The 16,099-nt window shown below is 68.7% G+C and carries 17 protein-coding genes; 1 reads left to right on the plus strand and 16 read right to left on the minus strand.

Annotation, left to right across the window (positions count from 1 at the left end; genetic code table 11):
• Positions 1 to 302 precede the first annotated feature (302 nt).
• Positions 303 to 599, plus strand: coding sequence for a WhiB family transcriptional regulator (locus tag OSB52_RS00250; protein ID WP_129911804.1), 297 nt, complete (start codon positions 303 to 305; stop codon positions 597 to 599).
• 116 nt (positions 600 to 715) lie between these two features.
• Here OSB52_RS00250 and groL read toward each other — a convergent pair whose 3' ends face one another.
• From groL to glmM, 16 genes are all read right to left on the minus strand, one after another.
• Positions 716 to 2,332, minus strand: a complete 1,617-nt coding sequence (groL, locus tag OSB52_RS00255) for a chaperonin GroEL (protein WP_266059580.1) — start codon at positions 2,330 to 2,332, stop codon at positions 716 to 718.
• Positions 2,333 to 2,431: 99 nt separating this feature from the next.
• On the minus strand, positions 2,432 to 2,731 hold the full coding sequence (gene groES, locus OSB52_RS00260; RefSeq protein ID WP_006334733.1) for a co-chaperone GroES: 300 nt from the start codon (positions 2,729 to 2,731) through the stop codon (positions 2,432 to 2,434).
• Between the two features lie 182 nt (positions 2,732 to 2,913).
• Entirely contained in the window at positions 2,914 to 3,966 is a 1,053-nt protein-coding gene (tsaD, locus tag OSB52_RS00265) for a tRNA (adenosine(37)-N6)-threonylcarbamoyltransferase complex transferase subunit TsaD (protein ID WP_266059588.1), read from the minus strand.
• A complete protein-coding gene (gene rimI / locus OSB52_RS00270) occupies positions 3,963 to 4,469 on the minus strand; it encodes a ribosomal protein S18-alanine N-acetyltransferase (RefSeq protein WP_266059590.1) in 507 nt (168 codons plus the stop codon). Before rimI ends, tsaD begins: the two co-directional genes overlap by 4 nt.
• Entirely contained in the window at positions 4,466 to 5,188 is a 723-nt protein-coding gene (tsaB, locus tag OSB52_RS00275) for a tRNA (adenosine(37)-N6)-threonylcarbamoyltransferase complex dimerization subunit type 1 TsaB (RefSeq protein WP_266059591.1), read from the minus strand. Before tsaB ends, rimI begins: the two co-directional genes overlap by 4 nt.
• Positions 5,167 to 5,652, minus strand: a complete 486-nt coding sequence (gene tsaE, locus OSB52_RS00280) for a tRNA (adenosine(37)-N6)-threonylcarbamoyltransferase complex ATPase subunit type 1 TsaE (protein ID WP_266059592.1) — start codon at positions 5,650 to 5,652, stop codon at positions 5,167 to 5,169. Before tsaE ends, tsaB begins: the two co-directional genes overlap by 22 nt.
• Positions 5,625 to 6,755, minus strand: a complete 1,131-nt coding sequence (locus OSB52_RS00285) for an alpha/beta fold hydrolase (RefSeq protein ID WP_266059593.1) — start codon at positions 6,753 to 6,755, stop codon at positions 5,625 to 5,627. Before OSB52_RS00285 ends, tsaE begins: the two co-directional genes overlap by 28 nt.
• Positions 6,748 to 7,881 carry an alanine racemase gene (alr, locus tag OSB52_RS00290; RefSeq protein WP_266059594.1) on the minus strand — a complete coding sequence of 378 codons (1,134 nt, stop codon included), beginning with the start codon at positions 7,879 to 7,881 and terminating at the stop codon, positions 6,748 to 6,750. The genes OSB52_RS00285 and alr overlap by 8 nt, the downstream gene beginning before the upstream one ends.
• Complete coding sequence (locus OSB52_RS00295) at positions 7,878 to 9,338, minus strand: NAD(P)H-hydrate dehydratase (RefSeq protein WP_266059595.1); 1,461 nt, start codon at positions 9,336 to 9,338, stop codon at positions 7,878 to 7,880. The genes alr and OSB52_RS00295 overlap by 4 nt, the downstream gene beginning before the upstream one ends.
• A 26-nt stretch (positions 9,339 to 9,364) precedes the next feature.
• Positions 9,365 to 11,227, minus strand: coding sequence for a glutamine--fructose-6-phosphate transaminase (isomerizing) (glmS, locus tag OSB52_RS00300; protein ID WP_235723693.1), 1,863 nt, complete (start codon positions 11,225 to 11,227; stop codon positions 9,365 to 9,367).
• 23 nt (positions 11,228 to 11,250) lie between these two features.
• Positions 11,251 to 12,198, minus strand: a complete 948-nt coding sequence (locus OSB52_RS00305) for a dienelactone hydrolase family protein (RefSeq protein WP_266059596.1) — start codon at positions 12,196 to 12,198, stop codon at positions 11,251 to 11,253.
• A 9-nt stretch (positions 12,199 to 12,207) separates the two neighbouring features.
• Positions 12,208 to 12,483: a hypothetical protein gene (locus OSB52_RS00310; protein WP_235723691.1), complete on the minus strand. Its 276-nt coding sequence runs from the start codon at positions 12,481 to 12,483 to the stop codon at positions 12,208 to 12,210.
• Positions 12,484 to 12,505: 22 nt separating this feature from the next.
• Positions 12,506 to 13,576, minus strand: coding sequence for a hypothetical protein (locus tag OSB52_RS00315; RefSeq protein WP_266059597.1), 1,071 nt, complete (start codon positions 13,574 to 13,576; stop codon positions 12,506 to 12,508).
• Positions 13,573 to 13,902 (minus strand): hypothetical protein, encoded by a 330-nt coding sequence (locus OSB52_RS00320; RefSeq protein ID WP_235723689.1) that lies wholly within the window; start codon positions 13,900 to 13,902, stop codon positions 13,573 to 13,575. Before OSB52_RS00320 ends, OSB52_RS00315 begins: the two co-directional genes overlap by 4 nt.
• 157 nt (positions 13,903 to 14,059) lie before the next feature.
• Positions 14,060 to 14,758 (minus strand): HAD family hydrolase, encoded by a 699-nt coding sequence (locus tag OSB52_RS00325; RefSeq protein WP_235723688.1) that lies wholly within the window; start codon positions 14,756 to 14,758, stop codon positions 14,060 to 14,062.
• Positions 14,755 to 16,098 carry a phosphoglucosamine mutase gene (gene glmM, locus OSB52_RS00330; protein WP_235723687.1) on the minus strand — a complete coding sequence of 448 codons (1,344 nt, stop codon included), beginning with the start codon at positions 16,096 to 16,098 and terminating at the stop codon, positions 14,755 to 14,757. Before glmM ends, OSB52_RS00325 begins: the two co-directional genes overlap by 4 nt.
• Position 16,099 lies beyond the last annotated feature (1 nt).

Consider the following 16,099-nt stretch of genomic DNA (forward strand, 5'->3'; position numbering starts at 1 on the left):
CGTGTTACTCGGCAGTAGTTGCGTCACCTGCTCGTCACGCGACACAGGGCCGCGCCAAGCACACGTCAACACACCGAAAACAGCAGGTCAGTGGCACCAAAACGACGAATGTGCCGGGTCGGGCCGACCACACCGAATCGGTATGGTAGCCGCCGACGCATAGTCAACGCACAGTTAACAAGTCTGGAAATTTCACCATCGTTGACCCCTTATTTGGCGGGATTGACTGCATTTCTGCGGCTTGCTTACTGTGTGTTTGCGCCGATCAATCGAGTGCCACTCGCAGACAAGGAGTCGCTGTCATGCCTCAGCCGAATCACCTCCCTGGCCCGAATGCCGACATCTGGGACTGGCAAATGCAGGGCCTGTGCCGCGGTGTGGACTCGTCGATGTTCTTTCACCCGGACGGCGAACGCGGCCGGGCGCGCGCCCAACGGGAGCGCCGCGCGAAAGAGATGTGCCATCAGTGCCCGGTGATCGCCCAGTGCCGCGAACACGCCCTCGCCGTTGCCGAGCCCTACGGCATCTGGGGCGGGCTGTCGGAGTCCGAGCGCAGCATGCTGATGAAGCGCGGTGTGGGCCGCCGCATCGCGAGCTGACGACAGTTTTTCAGACCTCTACGCCGATGGGGGCATCGATCGTGTGATCGATGCCCCCATCGGTGCGTCTCGGGCAGTGCGGTCGGGTTCGTCCGCCGCTGCCCGGTCTCAACTCGTCAGTGCGCGTGACCGTGACCGTGCGCGTCGGCCGCGGCCTCTTCCGGCTGATCGGTGATGGCGGTCTCGGTGGTGAGCACCATGCGGGCCACCGAGGCTGCATTGACGACAGCCGACCGAGTCACCTTGACCGGGTCGATGATGCCGTCGGCGAGCAGATCGCCGTACTCCAGTGTCGCGGCGTTGAAGCCGATACCCGAGTCCGAATCGGTCACCCGGGTAGCGACGACCGAGCCGTCGACGCCGGCGTTCGATGCGATCCAGAACAGCGGGGCCCGCGCTGCGTCGCGGACGACCTTCACGCCCAGGGCCTCCTCGTCGGACAGATCGGCGGCCAGATCGTCGAGGACCTTCGCGGCCTGCAGGATGGCGGTACCGCCACCGGCAATGATGCCCTCCTCGACGGCTGCCTTCGCCGCGGCGACCGCGTCCTCGACGCGATGCTTACGCTCCTTGAGCGCAGTCTCGGTGGCGGCGCCCACTCGGATCACCGCGACACCGCCGGCGAGCTTCGCCAACCGCTCGGCGAGCTTCTCGCGGTCCCAATCGGAATCGCTGCGCTCGATCTCGCGGCGCAGCTGCTCGGAGCGCTGCGCGATCTCCTCGGATGTACCCGCACCCTCGACCAGCGTCGTGGTGTCCTTGGTCACCACCGCCCGGCGCACGGAGCCCAACAGTTCGACACCCGCGTCGGAGAGGCTGACGCCGATGTCCGAGGAGATGACGGTGCCGCCGGTGACCACGGCCAGATCCTCCAGGAACGCCTTGCGACGATCACCGAAGAACGGCGCCTTGACCGCGACCGCCTTGATGGTCTTGCGGATCGAGTTGACCACCAGGGTCGACAGCGGCTCGCCCTCGACGTCCTCGGCGATGATCAACAGAGACTTGCCGTCGCCGGCGACCTTTTCCAGCAGCGGCAGGAATTCCGGCAGCGAGCTGATCTTGTCGCGGTAGAGCAGCACGAGCGCGTCCTCGAGAACGGCTTCCTGGCTGTCGACGTCGGTCACGAAGTAGGGCGACAGGTAGCCCTTGTCGAACTGGACACCTTCGGTCACGTCGAGATCGGTCGACAGCCCCGATCCTTCTTCGACGGTGACGACGCCGTCGGCGCCGACGCGCGTCATGGCCTTGGCGACCATCTCGCCGATCTCCTCGTCACGAGAAGACACGGTGGCGACCTGGGCGATGGCCTTCTCCCCATCGACGGGGGTGGACAGCCGGACCAGTTCGGCGCTGACCGCGTCGGCGGCCTTGCCGATGCCGGCTCCCAGCGCGATCGGATTGGCGCCTGCGGCCACGTTGCGCAGGCCTGCGGTCACCATTGCCTGGGCCAGCACCGTCGCGGTGGTGGTGCCGTCACCGGCGACATCGTTGGTCTTGGTGGCAACCGACTTCACCAGCTGGGCACCGAGGTTCTCGAACGGATCCTCGAGGTCCACGTCGCGGGCGATCGTGACACCGTCGTTGGTGACGTTGGGTCCACCGAAGGCCTTGGCCAGCACCACATGCCGACCACGCGGGCCGAGCGTCACCTTGACCGTGTCGGCCAGTTGGTTGATGCCGCGCTCGAGTGCGCGGCGCGCTACATCGTCGAATTCAATCTGTTTGGGCATGGATTTCTTTCTCGATCCGGGGAATCGCGGGAGAAATGGCTCCGCCCCGGCGCCCGACGAGGGCACCGGGGCGGGAGACTCACGAAGTGCTCGTGGGTCTTACTTGCCGATGACGGCCAGCACGTCGCGCGCCGAGAGGATCAGGTACTCCTCGCCGGCGTACTTGATTTCGGTGCCCCCGTACTTGCTGTAGATGACGGTGTCGCCTTCCTTGACGTCGACGGGGACGCGGTTACCCTGCTCGGTGACCCGGCCCTCGCCCACGGCGATGACGGTGCCTTCCTGCGGCTTCTCCTTGGCGGTGTCCGGGATGACCAGACCGGACGCGGTGGTCGTCTCTGCCTCCACGGCCTGCACCAGGATCTTGTCCTCAAGCGGCTTGATGTTCACGCTCGCCACGATGTGGTTCCTCAACTTTCGTACTGAGTTGTTGAACGATGAATCGAATTGCACGTTCATTGGCCCTGGGCCGAAACCCCGCCGTCGCGGGTGTACGAGGCTTCATCACAGTGCCACTAGCACTCTATACACGAGAGTGCCAGCACTCAAGGGCGGAGGCTGCGAAAGTCCGATCTGATCGCTCAGAGCTGACTGACCTGCACCGACATTCCCGGGTCTGTGGCCACGGTCAGTGGCGAGGGCTCTGCCCCACCACCGATCACGTGCGCCCCGAGGGTGGCGATCATGACGCCGTTGTCGGTGCAAAGGCGCGGCTTGGGTACTCGCAAGGTGATCCCGGCGGCCGCGCAGCGCTCCTGGGCCAGCGACCGGATGCGCGAGTTGGCGGTGGCACCACCCCCGAGAACGAGGGTGTCGACATCGAGATCGGTGCACGCCCGCACCGCCTTCATCGTCAGCACGTCGGCGACCGCTTCCTGAAACGATGCGGCGACATCGGGAATCGACACCGCGGTGCCCTGCCGCTCACATTTCTCCACGTGGCGGGCGACAGCGGTCTTGAGGCCGCTGAACGAGAAGTCGTAGCGCGCATCACCGGGACCGGTCATCCCGCGGGGGAAGCCGACGGCGTGCGGGTCGCCGTGGGCCGCCGCCCGGTCCAGCGCCGGACCGCCGGGAAACCCGAGGTCGAGCAATCGCGCCACCTTGTCGAACGCCTCCCCCGCCGCGTCGTCGACGGTGGTGCCCAGCTCCGTGATGGGACGTGCCAGGTCGGTGACGTGCAACAGGTGGGTGTGTCCACCCGAGACGAGCAGCGCCACACACTCAGGCATCGGGCCGTGCTCGAGGGTGTCCACCGCCACATGGCCGCCGAGATGATTCATCGCATATAACGGCACGTCCCAGGCCAACGCGTACGCCTTGGCCGCGGCCACCCCGACCAGCAACGCCCCGGCCAGCCCCGGGCCGATCGTGACCGCGATCGCGTCGGGCCGGTCGACACCAGCCGCCTCCCGGGCGCGCTGCATGGTCGGCACGATGGCCTCCAGATGTGCCCGGGACGCGATCTCGGGTACCACGCCACCGAAGCGCGCATGTTCGTCGACGCTGGATGCCACCTCATCGGCCAGCAACCTCGCCGTACCGCGTCCACCGTCGCCCATGCCGCCGCGCGTCCACTCGACGATGCCCACGCCGGTCTCGTCGCAGGAACTCTCGATACCCATCACGATCATTGCGCACCCCCGGTCTGCTGCAACGTGACTCCGCTCGCCGGACGGATCATCGTGTACGCGTCGGCGCCGGACGGCTGATAGTAGTTGCGGCGCACGCCGGACCGGACAAAACCGGCGCCCTCGTACAGGGCGATCGCGGTGTCGTTGTCGGTACGCACCTCCAGGTAGACGGGTGCACCGCACTCGTCGGCCACCGCGAGCAGCGCTGCGAGCAACGCGCGCCCGTATCCGCGACCGCGATGGGTCGGCGCCACCGCGATGGTGTGGATCTCACACTCGAGATCCCCCGGCGACCCGAGCGTGGAGATGCCCGCGTAGCCGACGACCGGGCCACCGGGTTGTTCGCGCGCAGCGAAGTACCGGTTGTACGGCGCATTCAGTTCGGCGCGGAAAGCAGTCGCCGGCCAGGGAGAGTCGTCGGCGAACATCAGCTTCTCCAACGCCGCGCAACGCGGGATGTCCGGGTGTTCGAGGGCGTCGACGATCAGTTCCGAGGTCGTCACCGGGCCAACTCCTGTCGCTGCGGGTCGGCGGGTCGGCGCCGCTTGGGTTCCACCGCGTCCGGTCGCCGCAGGTACAGGGGCACCAGCGCCGCCGGGGGCATGCTGCCCGACAAGTCGGCGCGTGCCACCGTCACCAGTCCGACCACCGACGGTACCGACGCCGCGCCGACCGGCCGATCGAACAGCCCCGCGTGGGTCGGTGAACCGACGACGACATCGATCGGCATGTCGGCGAGATCGGCAACGACCTCGCCGGGCGGCGCCACTGCGGGGCCAGCTGTCCGCCTGCCCTGATCGTAAGTAGCCCAATAGATCTCGCGGCGCCGCGCGTCGGTGACCACCAACAGCGACGACGCGGAGGTCTGCGACATCTGCGCTGCGGCGATCGCATCAAGTGAACACACCCCGTGCACCGGCACGCCCAACGCGTCGCCGAATGCCGCCCCGGTGGCCATCCCGACCCGCAGCCCGGTGAACGGCCCCGGGCCGCAACCCACCACCACGGCGTCGAGTTGACTGCGGGCCACGCGGGCCTCGTCCAGGGTTTCGCCGACGAGGCTGGTGAGGATCTCAGCGTGCCGCCGACCGTCGGTCACCTGCCGTTCGGCGAGCACCTCTCCGGTGGCGTCGGCTCCCCGAAGCGCCGCGACACCGGCGACGACTGCGTCGGTGGAGGTGTCGATCGCGAGTATGTACATCAGTGCTCCACCCATTCCCATGCCGCGCTACGCACCTCGGACTCCGGTTCGCGCCGCAGGCGCACCAGGAGGTGACGCTCGACCAGACGTTCGGCCACCCCCTCGCCCCACTCGACCACGATCACCGAATCCGCGAGATCGGTATCGAGATCAAGGGCGTCGAGTTCGTCGAGGCCGCCGAGCCGGTAGGCGTCGACGTGGATCAGGCCGGGCCGTCCCGGCAGCGCGGCCCGGTGTTCCCGGGCGATGATGAACGTGGGCGATGACACCCGTCCGATCACCCCCAGACCTGCCGCGATGCCCCTGGTCATCGCGGTCTTGCCGGCACCCAGTGGACCGTCCAGGATCACCAGATCGCCTGCCTGCAACTGCGCCGCGAGTTCGCGGCCGAGTGCCTCGGTGTCGTCGACCTCGGGCAGTATCCGTTCGCCTGCAGTGGCGGGTCGAGTCGATTCGCTCACCGCGCCACCAGCTTTCGCCACCATCGGCGGTGCGGCTGCGGGGCGGCGGCCCGGGCCCGATCCACCAGGTCGGCGATGGCCTCGGTCACTTCCTCCGGGCGCTCCATCGGCACCATGTGCCCGGCCCCATCCACCACGACGAGGCGCGAATCGGGACCGAGCTCGGCGTACATGCGCACCGACCTCGGCAGCGGCGTGAGCCGATCCTGGTTGCCGCACACCACCACCGACGGAACATGCGCCAGAATCGGAAACGCCATCGTCTCGTCGTGGTCCTCCAGAGCGTGCAGAAAGTCCACGAGCGTTTCGATCGGTGTGTTCTGGATCATCTTCTCGACCGCACGACCCGCGTTCGGGCTGTAGAAGTCGGTGCCGAAACTCGCGGCGACCAGGACGGGTTCGAGCGCCTGCCGGGTGATTCCGCGACCCGCACGGACCAGGGCAGGGACGTGACGCACCGACATGCGGAAGGCGTCGACGAGCGGATTGTGCAAGCCCTCCCCGAGTCCCGCCTCGGTGATGCCGCGCGCCGCGGTCGCGATGAGCGCCACCCCGGTGACGCGGCCGTCCGGCCCGAATAGTGCCGGGTCACGGCGAGCCAGGCCCATCACAGACATACCGCCCATCGAGTGTCCGACCAGCACGATGGGCCCGCGCGGGGCCACCGATCGGATCACCGCGGCGATGTCGTCGGCGAGCTGGGTGATCGTGCACGTCTCCGACGGCGCCGGATCGCTACGCCCGTGTCCACGGTGATCGAAGAAGACCATGCGGACCGTCCGCTGCGACCACCATGCCTCCAGCGCATAGCGCTGGAAATGCCAACTCGCCATCCGCAGGCTGAAGCCGTGGACGAACACCACGGTGAGGTCGGGTTCGATCGAGGGGTCCTCGCGCCCCGGACCGGTGACGACGGTGCGCACGGCCAGCGATACGCCGTCGTCGGCGGTCACCGTGGTCGCGTCGTCGTCGTAGATCGTGGTGAAGTCCACGCCGGCAAATGGATCGACCCGCGCGGACCCACGTCGTCGTGCCGCGTTGCGGGCCACCCCACCGGCTGCGACCGCACCGATCGCCCCGACGCCGGTGACCCCGGCGAGCCAACCGAATCGCTCGGATCTACTCATCGACATCACCCACGTAGCGGCGTACGGCACGCGACCCGATACCGCTGACGATCTCGTAATCGATGGTGCCGATGGCGTCGGCCCAGTCGCCGGCCGTCGGCCCGCCGGTCCGTCCGGTGCCGAACAGCTCGGCCACGTCGCCCTCGCGCACCCCACCTCCGTCGGGTCCGAGGTCGATCACCAACTGGTCCATGCAGACTCGTCCGATGCCGGGGAAGAGCCGCCCGTTGATCGCGACCTGGAAGCGACCGGACAGCAGGCGGGGCACGCCGTCGGCATATCCGGCGGGTAGCACCGCGATCATCGTGTCGTGTTGCGCCACGAATGTGTGTCCGTAGGAAACACCTTGTCCGGCAGCGAGTTTCTTGACCAGCGCCACTTGAGCCGTCAGCGTCATCGCCGGCACGAGCCCGAAGTCACCGCGTTCGGGGATCGGGCTACGGCCGTAGAGGGCGATGCCCGGACGCACCAGATCCCGCGCGAGGTCCGGACGGGTCAGCGCCGCAGGAGAATTCGCGATATGGGTGACCTCGGGACCGGCGCCGAGCCGGCGCAGGTCGGCGGCTGCGTCGTCGAGTCGTCGTGCCTGCTCGGAATTGAGCGGATGTTCGGGCTCGTCGCCACGCGCGAGATGGCACATGATCGCACGCACCGCGACGGCCCCGCCGGCACGAGCTTTGCCGAGGACCTCACTGAAGTCCGGCCATTCATCGGCCGCCACCCCGCTGCGGTTGAGTCCGGTGTCGACCTTGACCGTGACGGTGGCCGGTTGCGACAGTCGTTCGGCTGCCGCCACCACCGAGTCCAGTTGACGCGTCGAGGACACCGCGATGTCGATGTCGTGCTCGATGGCAGATACGAAATCGGCGTCGGGTGCGTGTAGCCATGCGGTGAGGTGGGCGTCGACACCGGCACGGCGCAGCGCGAGGGCTTCGGTGATGTGGGCCACCCCGAGTTCGGCGGCGCCGGCGCCCAGCGCCGCCCGGGCGACGGGTACCGCCCCGTGTCCATAGGCGTCGGCTTTCACCACTGCCAGCACATCGGCGCCCGCGGCGGTACGCAGGACGTCGACGTTGTGGGCGATCGCGCCGAGATCGATGGTCGCGGTCAGGGCATGAGGGGTCATCGCGACCATTGTCCCAGACCGGCGCGCACATCCCTGACCGCGTCGCGGACCTCGGCCAGGAGGTCGGCGGCGCCGATCGGGGCTCCCCGGGCTGCCCGCGCGGCCGCCCGCGCATGCACCCGGGCCGCCGCGGCGCCCGCCAACTGCGGCGACAGGCCCGCCGCGAGCAACCCGCCGGCGATGCCGGTGAGCACGTCGCCGGCGCCGGCCGTCGCCGCCCACGACGATCCGGCGTCGTTGCCCAGGACCGTGCCGGTGGGATCGGCCACCAGCGTGATTCGGCCCTTGAGCAACACGGTCACCCGCCAGTCCCGGGCGAGGCCACGAACCGCACCGAGTCGGTCGGAACCGACGTCGGCGCCGGTCAGCCGGGCGAACTCACCGGCGTGTGGGGTCAACAGGGTCGGCGCGGCACGGTCGGCCACCAGTTCGGGGTGAGCGGCGAGGAGGGTGAGGCCGTCGGCGTCGACGAGGACCGGTAGATCGGTGGCCAGGATCTCACCCAACAGCGCCAGCGCGTCGTCGTCGGTACCCATCCCAGGCCCGACCGCCCACGCCTGCACGCGTCCGGCGTCGGCATAGCGCGCCACGGCGACCACCTCGGGGTGGTGGGAGACCACGTCCGCAGCGGCCGAACCGACGAATCGGGTCATCCCTGAGGTCGCGGTCACCGCGGCGCCGGAGGCGAGGATCGCCGCCCCCGGGTAGCGGGCCGACCCCGCGATCACCCCGACCACACCCTGGCTGTACTTGTCGTCGGACGGGCCGGGTACCGGCCACATCCGACCGACCTCGGCATCGGTCAGCTCCCACAGCGTGTCCACCTCGTCGGCACCCGAGGTGTCGATCCCGATGTCGACGAGTCGCACCCGACCGCACTGTGGGCCGGCCAGCAGATGCGCGAGACGCCGCACGCCGAACGTCACGGTGATGTCGGCGCGCACGGCCGGGTCGTGTACCTGTCCGGTGTCTGCGTCGACGCCGGACGGCACGTCGACAGCGACGACGATGGGTCCGCCCTGGTCGGCAGGCACCAGCGCGGCAAACACGGCAGCGGCCGCCGGACGCAGCGGACCCCGACCTCCGATGCCGACGACCCCGTCGAGCACCACGTCGAGTCCGGCGGGCAACTCGGCCACGACGCGACCGCCCGAGGCCCGGAATGCGGTGAGCCCCGCCGGGTGCGCCCGCTGCGGCGCGAGGAGCACCGCAACACACCGCACGCCGCGGCGGGCGAGCGCCGCGGCGGCATACAACGCGTCCCCGCCGTTGTCGCCGGCGCCCACGACGAGGCCGACATGACGGCCGTAGCAGCCGCCGGTGCGGCGCAACTCCTCGATCACCGTGGCTGCAACGCCCCCGGATGCGCGGCGCATCAAGGTTCCGTTCGCCAGCAGATCACCGGCCGCGTGTTCGGCGGTGCGGACGGCGTCGGCGGTGAGGTGGCGGATCGGCATCGGTGCTGCTCCTCCTCCGGGCCCGATTACTCGACGGTGACCGACTTGGCCAGGTTGCGAGGTTTGTCGACGTCATAGCCGCGGGCCTGTGCGACGGTGGCCGCGAACACCTGAAGCGGCACCGTGGACACCAGCGGCTGCAGCAGGGTCGGCGTCTTGGGGATTGGGATGAAGTGGTCGGCGACCACTGCGGCTGCGGTGTCGTCCTGCTCGGCGATCACGATGGTGCGTGCACCACGCGCCTGGATCTCGCGAATGTTACTGACCATCTTGGAATGCAGTACCGCCCGACCGTCGGCCGAGGGCATCACGATGATCACCGGCAGCCCGTCCTCGATCAGCGCGATCGGTCCGTGCTTGAGTTCACCCGCCGCGAAACCCTCGGCGTGCATGTAGGCGAGTTCCTTGAGTTTGAGCGCTCCTTCGAGTGCCACCGGATATCCCACATGGCGGCCGATGAACAGGACCGTGTTGTGGTCGGCCAACGAGCGGGCGAGCTGCTGGACCGGTTCCATCGTCTTGAGGACCTCGGTCACCGCACCGGACATCGCCTCCATCGCGGCGAACTCGCGCGAGACCTCGTCGGCGTATTTCGTGCCGCGCGCCTGCGCCAACGCGAGACCCACCAGGTAGGCGGCCACGATCTGCGCGAGGAAGCACTTGGTTGAGGCCACCCCGATCTCCGGGCCGGCATGGGTGTAGAGCACCGCGTCGGATTCCCGCGGGATCTGCGCCCCGTTGGTGTTGCAGATCGCCAGCACCCGGGCCTTCTGGTCCTTGGCGTGCCGGACAGCCTCGAGGGTGTCGGCGGTCTCGCCGGACTGGGAGATGGCGACCACCAGCGTCGATCGGTCCAGCACCGGGTCGCGGTAGCGGAATTCGCTGGCCAGTTCCACCTCGACCGGCAGTCGCGTCCAGTGCTCGATGGCGTACTTCGCGAGCAGTCCGGCGTGATATGCGGTGCCACACGCCACCACGAAGACCTTGTCCACGTCGCGCAGGTCGTCGTCGGTGAGACGTTGCTCGTCGAGCACGATGCGGCCACCGTCGAGATGACCGAGGAGGGTGTCGGCCAGCGCGGCCGGCTGCTCGGCGATCTCCTTGAGCATGAAGAAGTCGTAGCCGCTCTTCTCCGCCGCGGCGAGATCCCAGTCGATGTGGAACGGCTTCCCGGCCCGCGGGTCGCCGTCGAAATCGGTGATCCGGTAGTCGTCGGCGGTGATCACCACGACCTCGTCCTGACCGAGTTCCACCGCATCGCGGGTGTGCTCGATGAACGCCGTGACGTCGGAGCTGACGAACATCTCCCCCTCGCCGACACCGACCACCAGTGGGGTGGAACGGCGGGCGGCGACGATGGTATCCGGATGGTCGGAGTGAGTGAAGACGAGCGTGAAGGCGCCTTCGAGGCGCCGCAACGCGGCGTAGGCACTCGACACGAAGTCGCCGGCGGTAGGGCCGTCGGCGTAGAAGCTCTCGACGAGGTGCACGGCGGTCTCGGTGTCGGTCTCCGACGCGAACTCGATGCCGTCGGCCTCGAGTTCGTCACGAAGGGTGGCGTAATTCTCGATGATGCCGTTGTGCACCACCGCGAGCCGCCCGTCGGTACTCACATGCGGGTGGGCATTGCGATCGGTGGGCTTTCCGTGCGTCGCCCATCGGGTGTGCCCCATCCCGGTGGTGCCACTGAGCTTCTCCGGCCCCACGGTGGCGATCTGCTTGTCCAGGTTCTCCAGGCGACCGGCCTTCTTCTCGACCGCCGTGCCGCCCTTTCCGTCGAGGATGGCCACCCCGGCCGAGTCGTATCCGCGATACTCCATCCGCCGCAGCGCCTCGACCACGATGCCGAGCGCATCCCGCTGGCCGACGTATCCGACGATTCCACACATAGTCAGTCAGCGTACCTGTGAATTCAACGCTTCTTGAGCCGCCGCTTCCGTGGTTTGGCGCCGAGGAGGTGGGACACCGCGTCGACTGCCTGCACGGGCGGATCCGTGAGGTCGACAGCACTCAACTTGCCCACCGCACCGTCGGCGTCGGCGAATCCGCCGAACCCCTTCTCCCCGGCCACGCTGTGCAGGAGAAATCCGGTGCCAGCGGCGCGAATCATGGCGTGGAGCGCTCGGTCGGATCCGTTCATACCGACGAAGGACTTGATCGTGCGGCGCTCGAGCAGGTCGCGAGCCGCACCCCGAGGCACGGTGCGCAAGACCACATCTGCGCCGTAGGCCTGCGCCAGCGGAAGTGCGTTCGCATCCATCGTGTCGAGCTCACCCGCACCGGCGATGATCAGGCCCGGCGCACGGACAAGAGCCGCCGCGGGCAGCAGCGCCGACGTGGTCGGCGCCGGGAACGCCGCGACCACACCGCCCAACTCCGGCGCCCGGTGTCCGCGCAACGCCTGATCCGATGCGGCCAGCACCGCGGCCGACGCTCCGAAACCGTGCCCCACCAGGCCCAGACGATCGGGATCGACGGTCACCGCACCGTGCCCGAGTGGCACATGCGAGACGATGTCGAGTGCGGCCCGCAGATCAGCGGCCAGACCGATGTCGGAGGCGAAGAACCCGCTGTTGGCGTCGGGGGCGACCGTCACGAAACCCCAGGAAGCGAAGTGGTAGAGCAGGTCTCGATAGCGCTGGCTGTCGGCCATCCAGGTGTGTCCGACCGCGATCGCCGGCAATCGGCGCCCGCTGTCGGGCGAGAACACCTGCCCGCGCATACCCACGATCCCGAGATCACCGCGCAGCACACGGTAGGGGCCGCGACGCCCCAACTCCGACATCAGCTTGCCCGGCGAGCCCGATGGCAGCGGACGACGCGGTGCTGAACTGGACGGTCCTGGTTTGGTTGCCGGCACACCGACAGCCTATTCGCCCGAGACCGATTCGTCGGGGACCGGGGTGTGCGGACTCGCGGCGGCCTGGTCGGCGGGCAGCAGTATCCGGGGTATGGCCGTCTCGGCGACCTCGGACTCCCGATGCAGCTCGCCGCGCAACCGCTCGTCGGCTGTCGCGGTCGCCGCGCGGTGCTCGGCGCATGCCGCGACGAGCCGACGTTGCGTGGCAGAGAATTCGTTGGAGGCGGCGACCACGCGAGCGGTGGCCCGCCGTGCGATCGCCTCGATCTGATCGGCCAAATTCATCGCGCCTGCCCAGCGTCGGCCATCACTGCTCACCGGCCAGCGCGAGTTCGCCACCGGATGAGGGATGCGCCGGTGACGAACCCGACGGCGGAGAGGCAGGGGGCGGGGACTCGAGTGCCGGAGATGGCGGAGCCGGGGACTCTGCAGGTGCGAAATCTGCGGGCGGGGACTCGAGTGCCGGGGCGCCGGTGGCCACGGGCGACGGGTGCGAGGCGGCTTCCTCTGTCGTCGCCGACGGGACCTGATGAGGCTGCTCGGGATCGTCCTCGAGCGTCGGCGTAGTCGACGACCGCAACCGCAGCGGCACGTCGGTATCGCGGTCGGGGGTATCGCGGTCGGGGGTATCGCGGTCGGGGGTATCGCGGTCGGTCGACGCGGCAGTGTCTGTACCGGTGGGAGCGTTCGGTACTGACGCACGCGCGACAGAAACCGCACCGCTCGGCTGGTCCGTGTCACCCGGATAGGCGTCTGCCGCCAGGTCCTCGGTCGCGCGATCGAGGTGCTCAACGATCTCGTCGATCCCGGTGATCGTCGCCTCCGCTGTGGTGAAGTACAGGCCGACACGCGAGACGATGTCGTCGACGACCAGGTCGACGCGCAGGCGTCCGCTCGCCAGCGCCCCGGGCACCTCGCCGATCGGGACACCGGCGGCCAGCGGCACCGACAACCGCGCGACGGTGAGGTACCAGGTCCGCAACAATTGGTCGATTCCCGCCGCCGCAGCGGCAGTCGCCTCGGCCAGCGTCCGCAACACATGGAGGTCGGCCTCAGCTCGGCGTTGATGCTCGATCACCGCGATCACCGCACGCGAGCCGGTCTCGCCGGTCCACCCGCGGTCCAGGCGGACCTGCTGCTCGGGAAGTCGATGCAGCCGCTCGGCGACCGACCGATGTGCCGCCGACAGCCGCCTGCCCTCCGCCGCCATCAGGGCCGGGTCCACCCCACCGACCTGCCGGAACGGCCGCTGTATCGCCTCGGTTCCGGCCACTGCGGCACCTAGGCCGGCCGCCAACTCGAGCAGTTCACCGAGGTGCTCGAGTCCGCCGACGGCGTGGTCCCGCAGGGCGGGCAGGGAATCGGGCGATCGCGTCATCGGCGGCCTCTGCGCGCGATCGGATCGGCGATCTCGGTCGCGCCAATCTCGGTGTCGGTCGCCACCAACGCCGTCATCGCCTCGTGCAGCGCCTCGGCCAGGCGGTCGGCCGCGCGGGCCTGCGCACCGAGCCGCTCGGAGATGAGGCGACCCATCTCGCGGTAGCGCTCCCCGAGTTCGTGATACTCCTCGCCCACCGCCCAGTTGCCCAGATCATGACCGGCCAGATCTGTCGCGGCGGCATCGACCACGTCGGCCGCGGATCGATAGAACGCGATCACGCCGCTGATCTCGTCGACATCGACCGATGTCGGCACATCGACCATCCCGACCCCCTCGCCTCGTGTTCTCTCAGACCTTAGTGGCCCTGTCCGCAAATTCGTCGGGGGTCTTCGGCGTTCGATGAATACCCCGGACGAATTTACGAACAGCACCACTTAGACGCGCGACGACCCGATCAGGTTCCGTGGGGACACCGAGAAATCAGCGCGACAGGTCCACGCCGCGGGCTCGCACTGCGTCGATCAGAGCGGTCGACCGTTGCGCCGGTGGCACGTCGTGCACCAGAGCGAAGTCGCATCCGATGGCGCGTGCTCCCCCGTCGGCGTGCTCACTGTCGCCGACCATCAGTGCAGCCGCCGGCTCGATCCCCAGCGGGTCGAGCGCAGCGTGGAAGATCTCCGGGTTCGGCTTGATCGCGCCGACCTCGTACGACAGCGCATACTGCTCGACCAGGTCCTCGATGCCGTGCAGCGCGAGCACCTCACGCAGGTCGAAGGCGATGTTGCTCACCACGCCGACCCGGATGCCGGCCGCACGCACACCTTTGAGCACGGCGCAGGTGTCGTCGAAGATCCGCCACGAGTGCGGATCGAGTACTCGCGCATACAGCTGTTCAGCGTGATCGGCCACGCTGAGACCGGATGCGCGCAGCATCGACAGGTAGGCCTTGCGGTGTTGGGCCGGATCGAGATCACGCTGTTCCCAGGCGATCCGGTCCTCATCGGCCAACGCGGCGGGAATCCCCACCGGCTGCGTCATCCGGCGGATCAGTTCCGCCTGGGTGTCCAGATGCAGCGCGTTGCCGTCGGCGTCGTGCAGCTCCGCGAACCATTCGTCGCGCGCCTCGAAGCGGAAGAGCGTGCCGGAGAAGTCGAACAGCACCGCCTGTGGGCGGGTCATGTGCCCGCAGCCTCCACCACCGCGGCGATGCGCCGGGCCACGGTCTGCGCCGCGTCCGCCGTCGGTGCCTCGACCATCACCCGCACCAACTGCTCGGTGCCGGACGGGCGCAGCAGCACCCGGCCGTCCCCACCGAGCTCGGTCTCGGCGTCGACCACCGACTGTCGGACCTTCTCCGACCGTGCCACCATGTGTTTGTCGGCGACCCGTACATTGATCAGCTCTTGGGGCAGCACGGTCATGATCGCGGCGAGTTCGTCGAGGCGACGCCCCGTCGCCGCGATCTGCTCCATCAGCAGCAGGCCTGTGAGGACTCCGTCGCCGGTGGTTCCAGAAGCGGGGATGACGATGTGACCGGACTGCTCGCCGCCCAGCGAATACCCGCCGCGACGCAGCTCTTCGAGCACATACCGATCACCGACAGCGGTGGTGCGCAAGGTGATACCCGCATCGCGCATGGCGATGTGCAGACCCAGATTGCTCATCACCGTCGCGACGAGCACGTTGTCATGCAGCCGATCCCGGTCGCGCAGAGCGGTCGCAAGGACCGCCATGATCGCATCGCCGTCGACGATCTGGCCGGATGCGTCCACCGCGAGACAGCGATCGGCGTCGCCGTCGTGGGCCAAACCGAGGTCGGCGCCGTGCTCGAGAACCGCTGCCTGCAGCTTGCCCATGTGGGTGGAACCGCAGCCGTCGTTGATGTTGAGACCGTCGGGTTCGGCGTGGATCGCAATGACCCGGGCGCCGGCGGCGGCGTACGCACTCGGCGCGATATCCGAGGCCGCACCGTGCGCACAGTCGACGACCACGGTGAGGCCGTCGAGACGCTGGTCGATGGCGGCGGTCAGATGACGCAGGTACCGGTCACCGGCGTCGGCGGCGTCGATGATCCGGCCGACGGCCGCGCCGATCGGGCGGGCGAACTCGTCATCGGCCATCGCCGCCTCGATCCGGTCTTCGACCGCATCGGCGAGTTTGTGACCGCCACCCGAGAAGAATTTGATGCCGTTGTCGGGCATCGGATTGTGCGATGCGGAGATCATCACACCGAAGTCGGCGCCGTAGTCGGCGGTGAGGAACGCGACAGCCGGCGTCGGCACGACACCGACGCGGATCGCGTCCACTCCGGTGGCAGCGAGGCCCGCACAGACAGCGGCCTCCAGCATCTCACCGGATGCACGGGGATCACGACCGACGACCGCCCGCGGCCGGACGTCGGTGGTGGACTGGTGTTCGAAAACGACCGCGGCGGCCGAGGCCAGGCGCAACGCGAGCTCTGGGGTGAGCTCGTCGTTGGCCAGGCCCCGGACGCCGTCGGTACCGAAAAGGCGTGCCACT

This window comes from Gordonia aquimaris (assembly GCF_026262595.1).
Lineage (GTDB): Bacteria > Actinomycetota > Actinomycetes > Mycobacteriales > Mycobacteriaceae > Gordonia > Gordonia tangerina.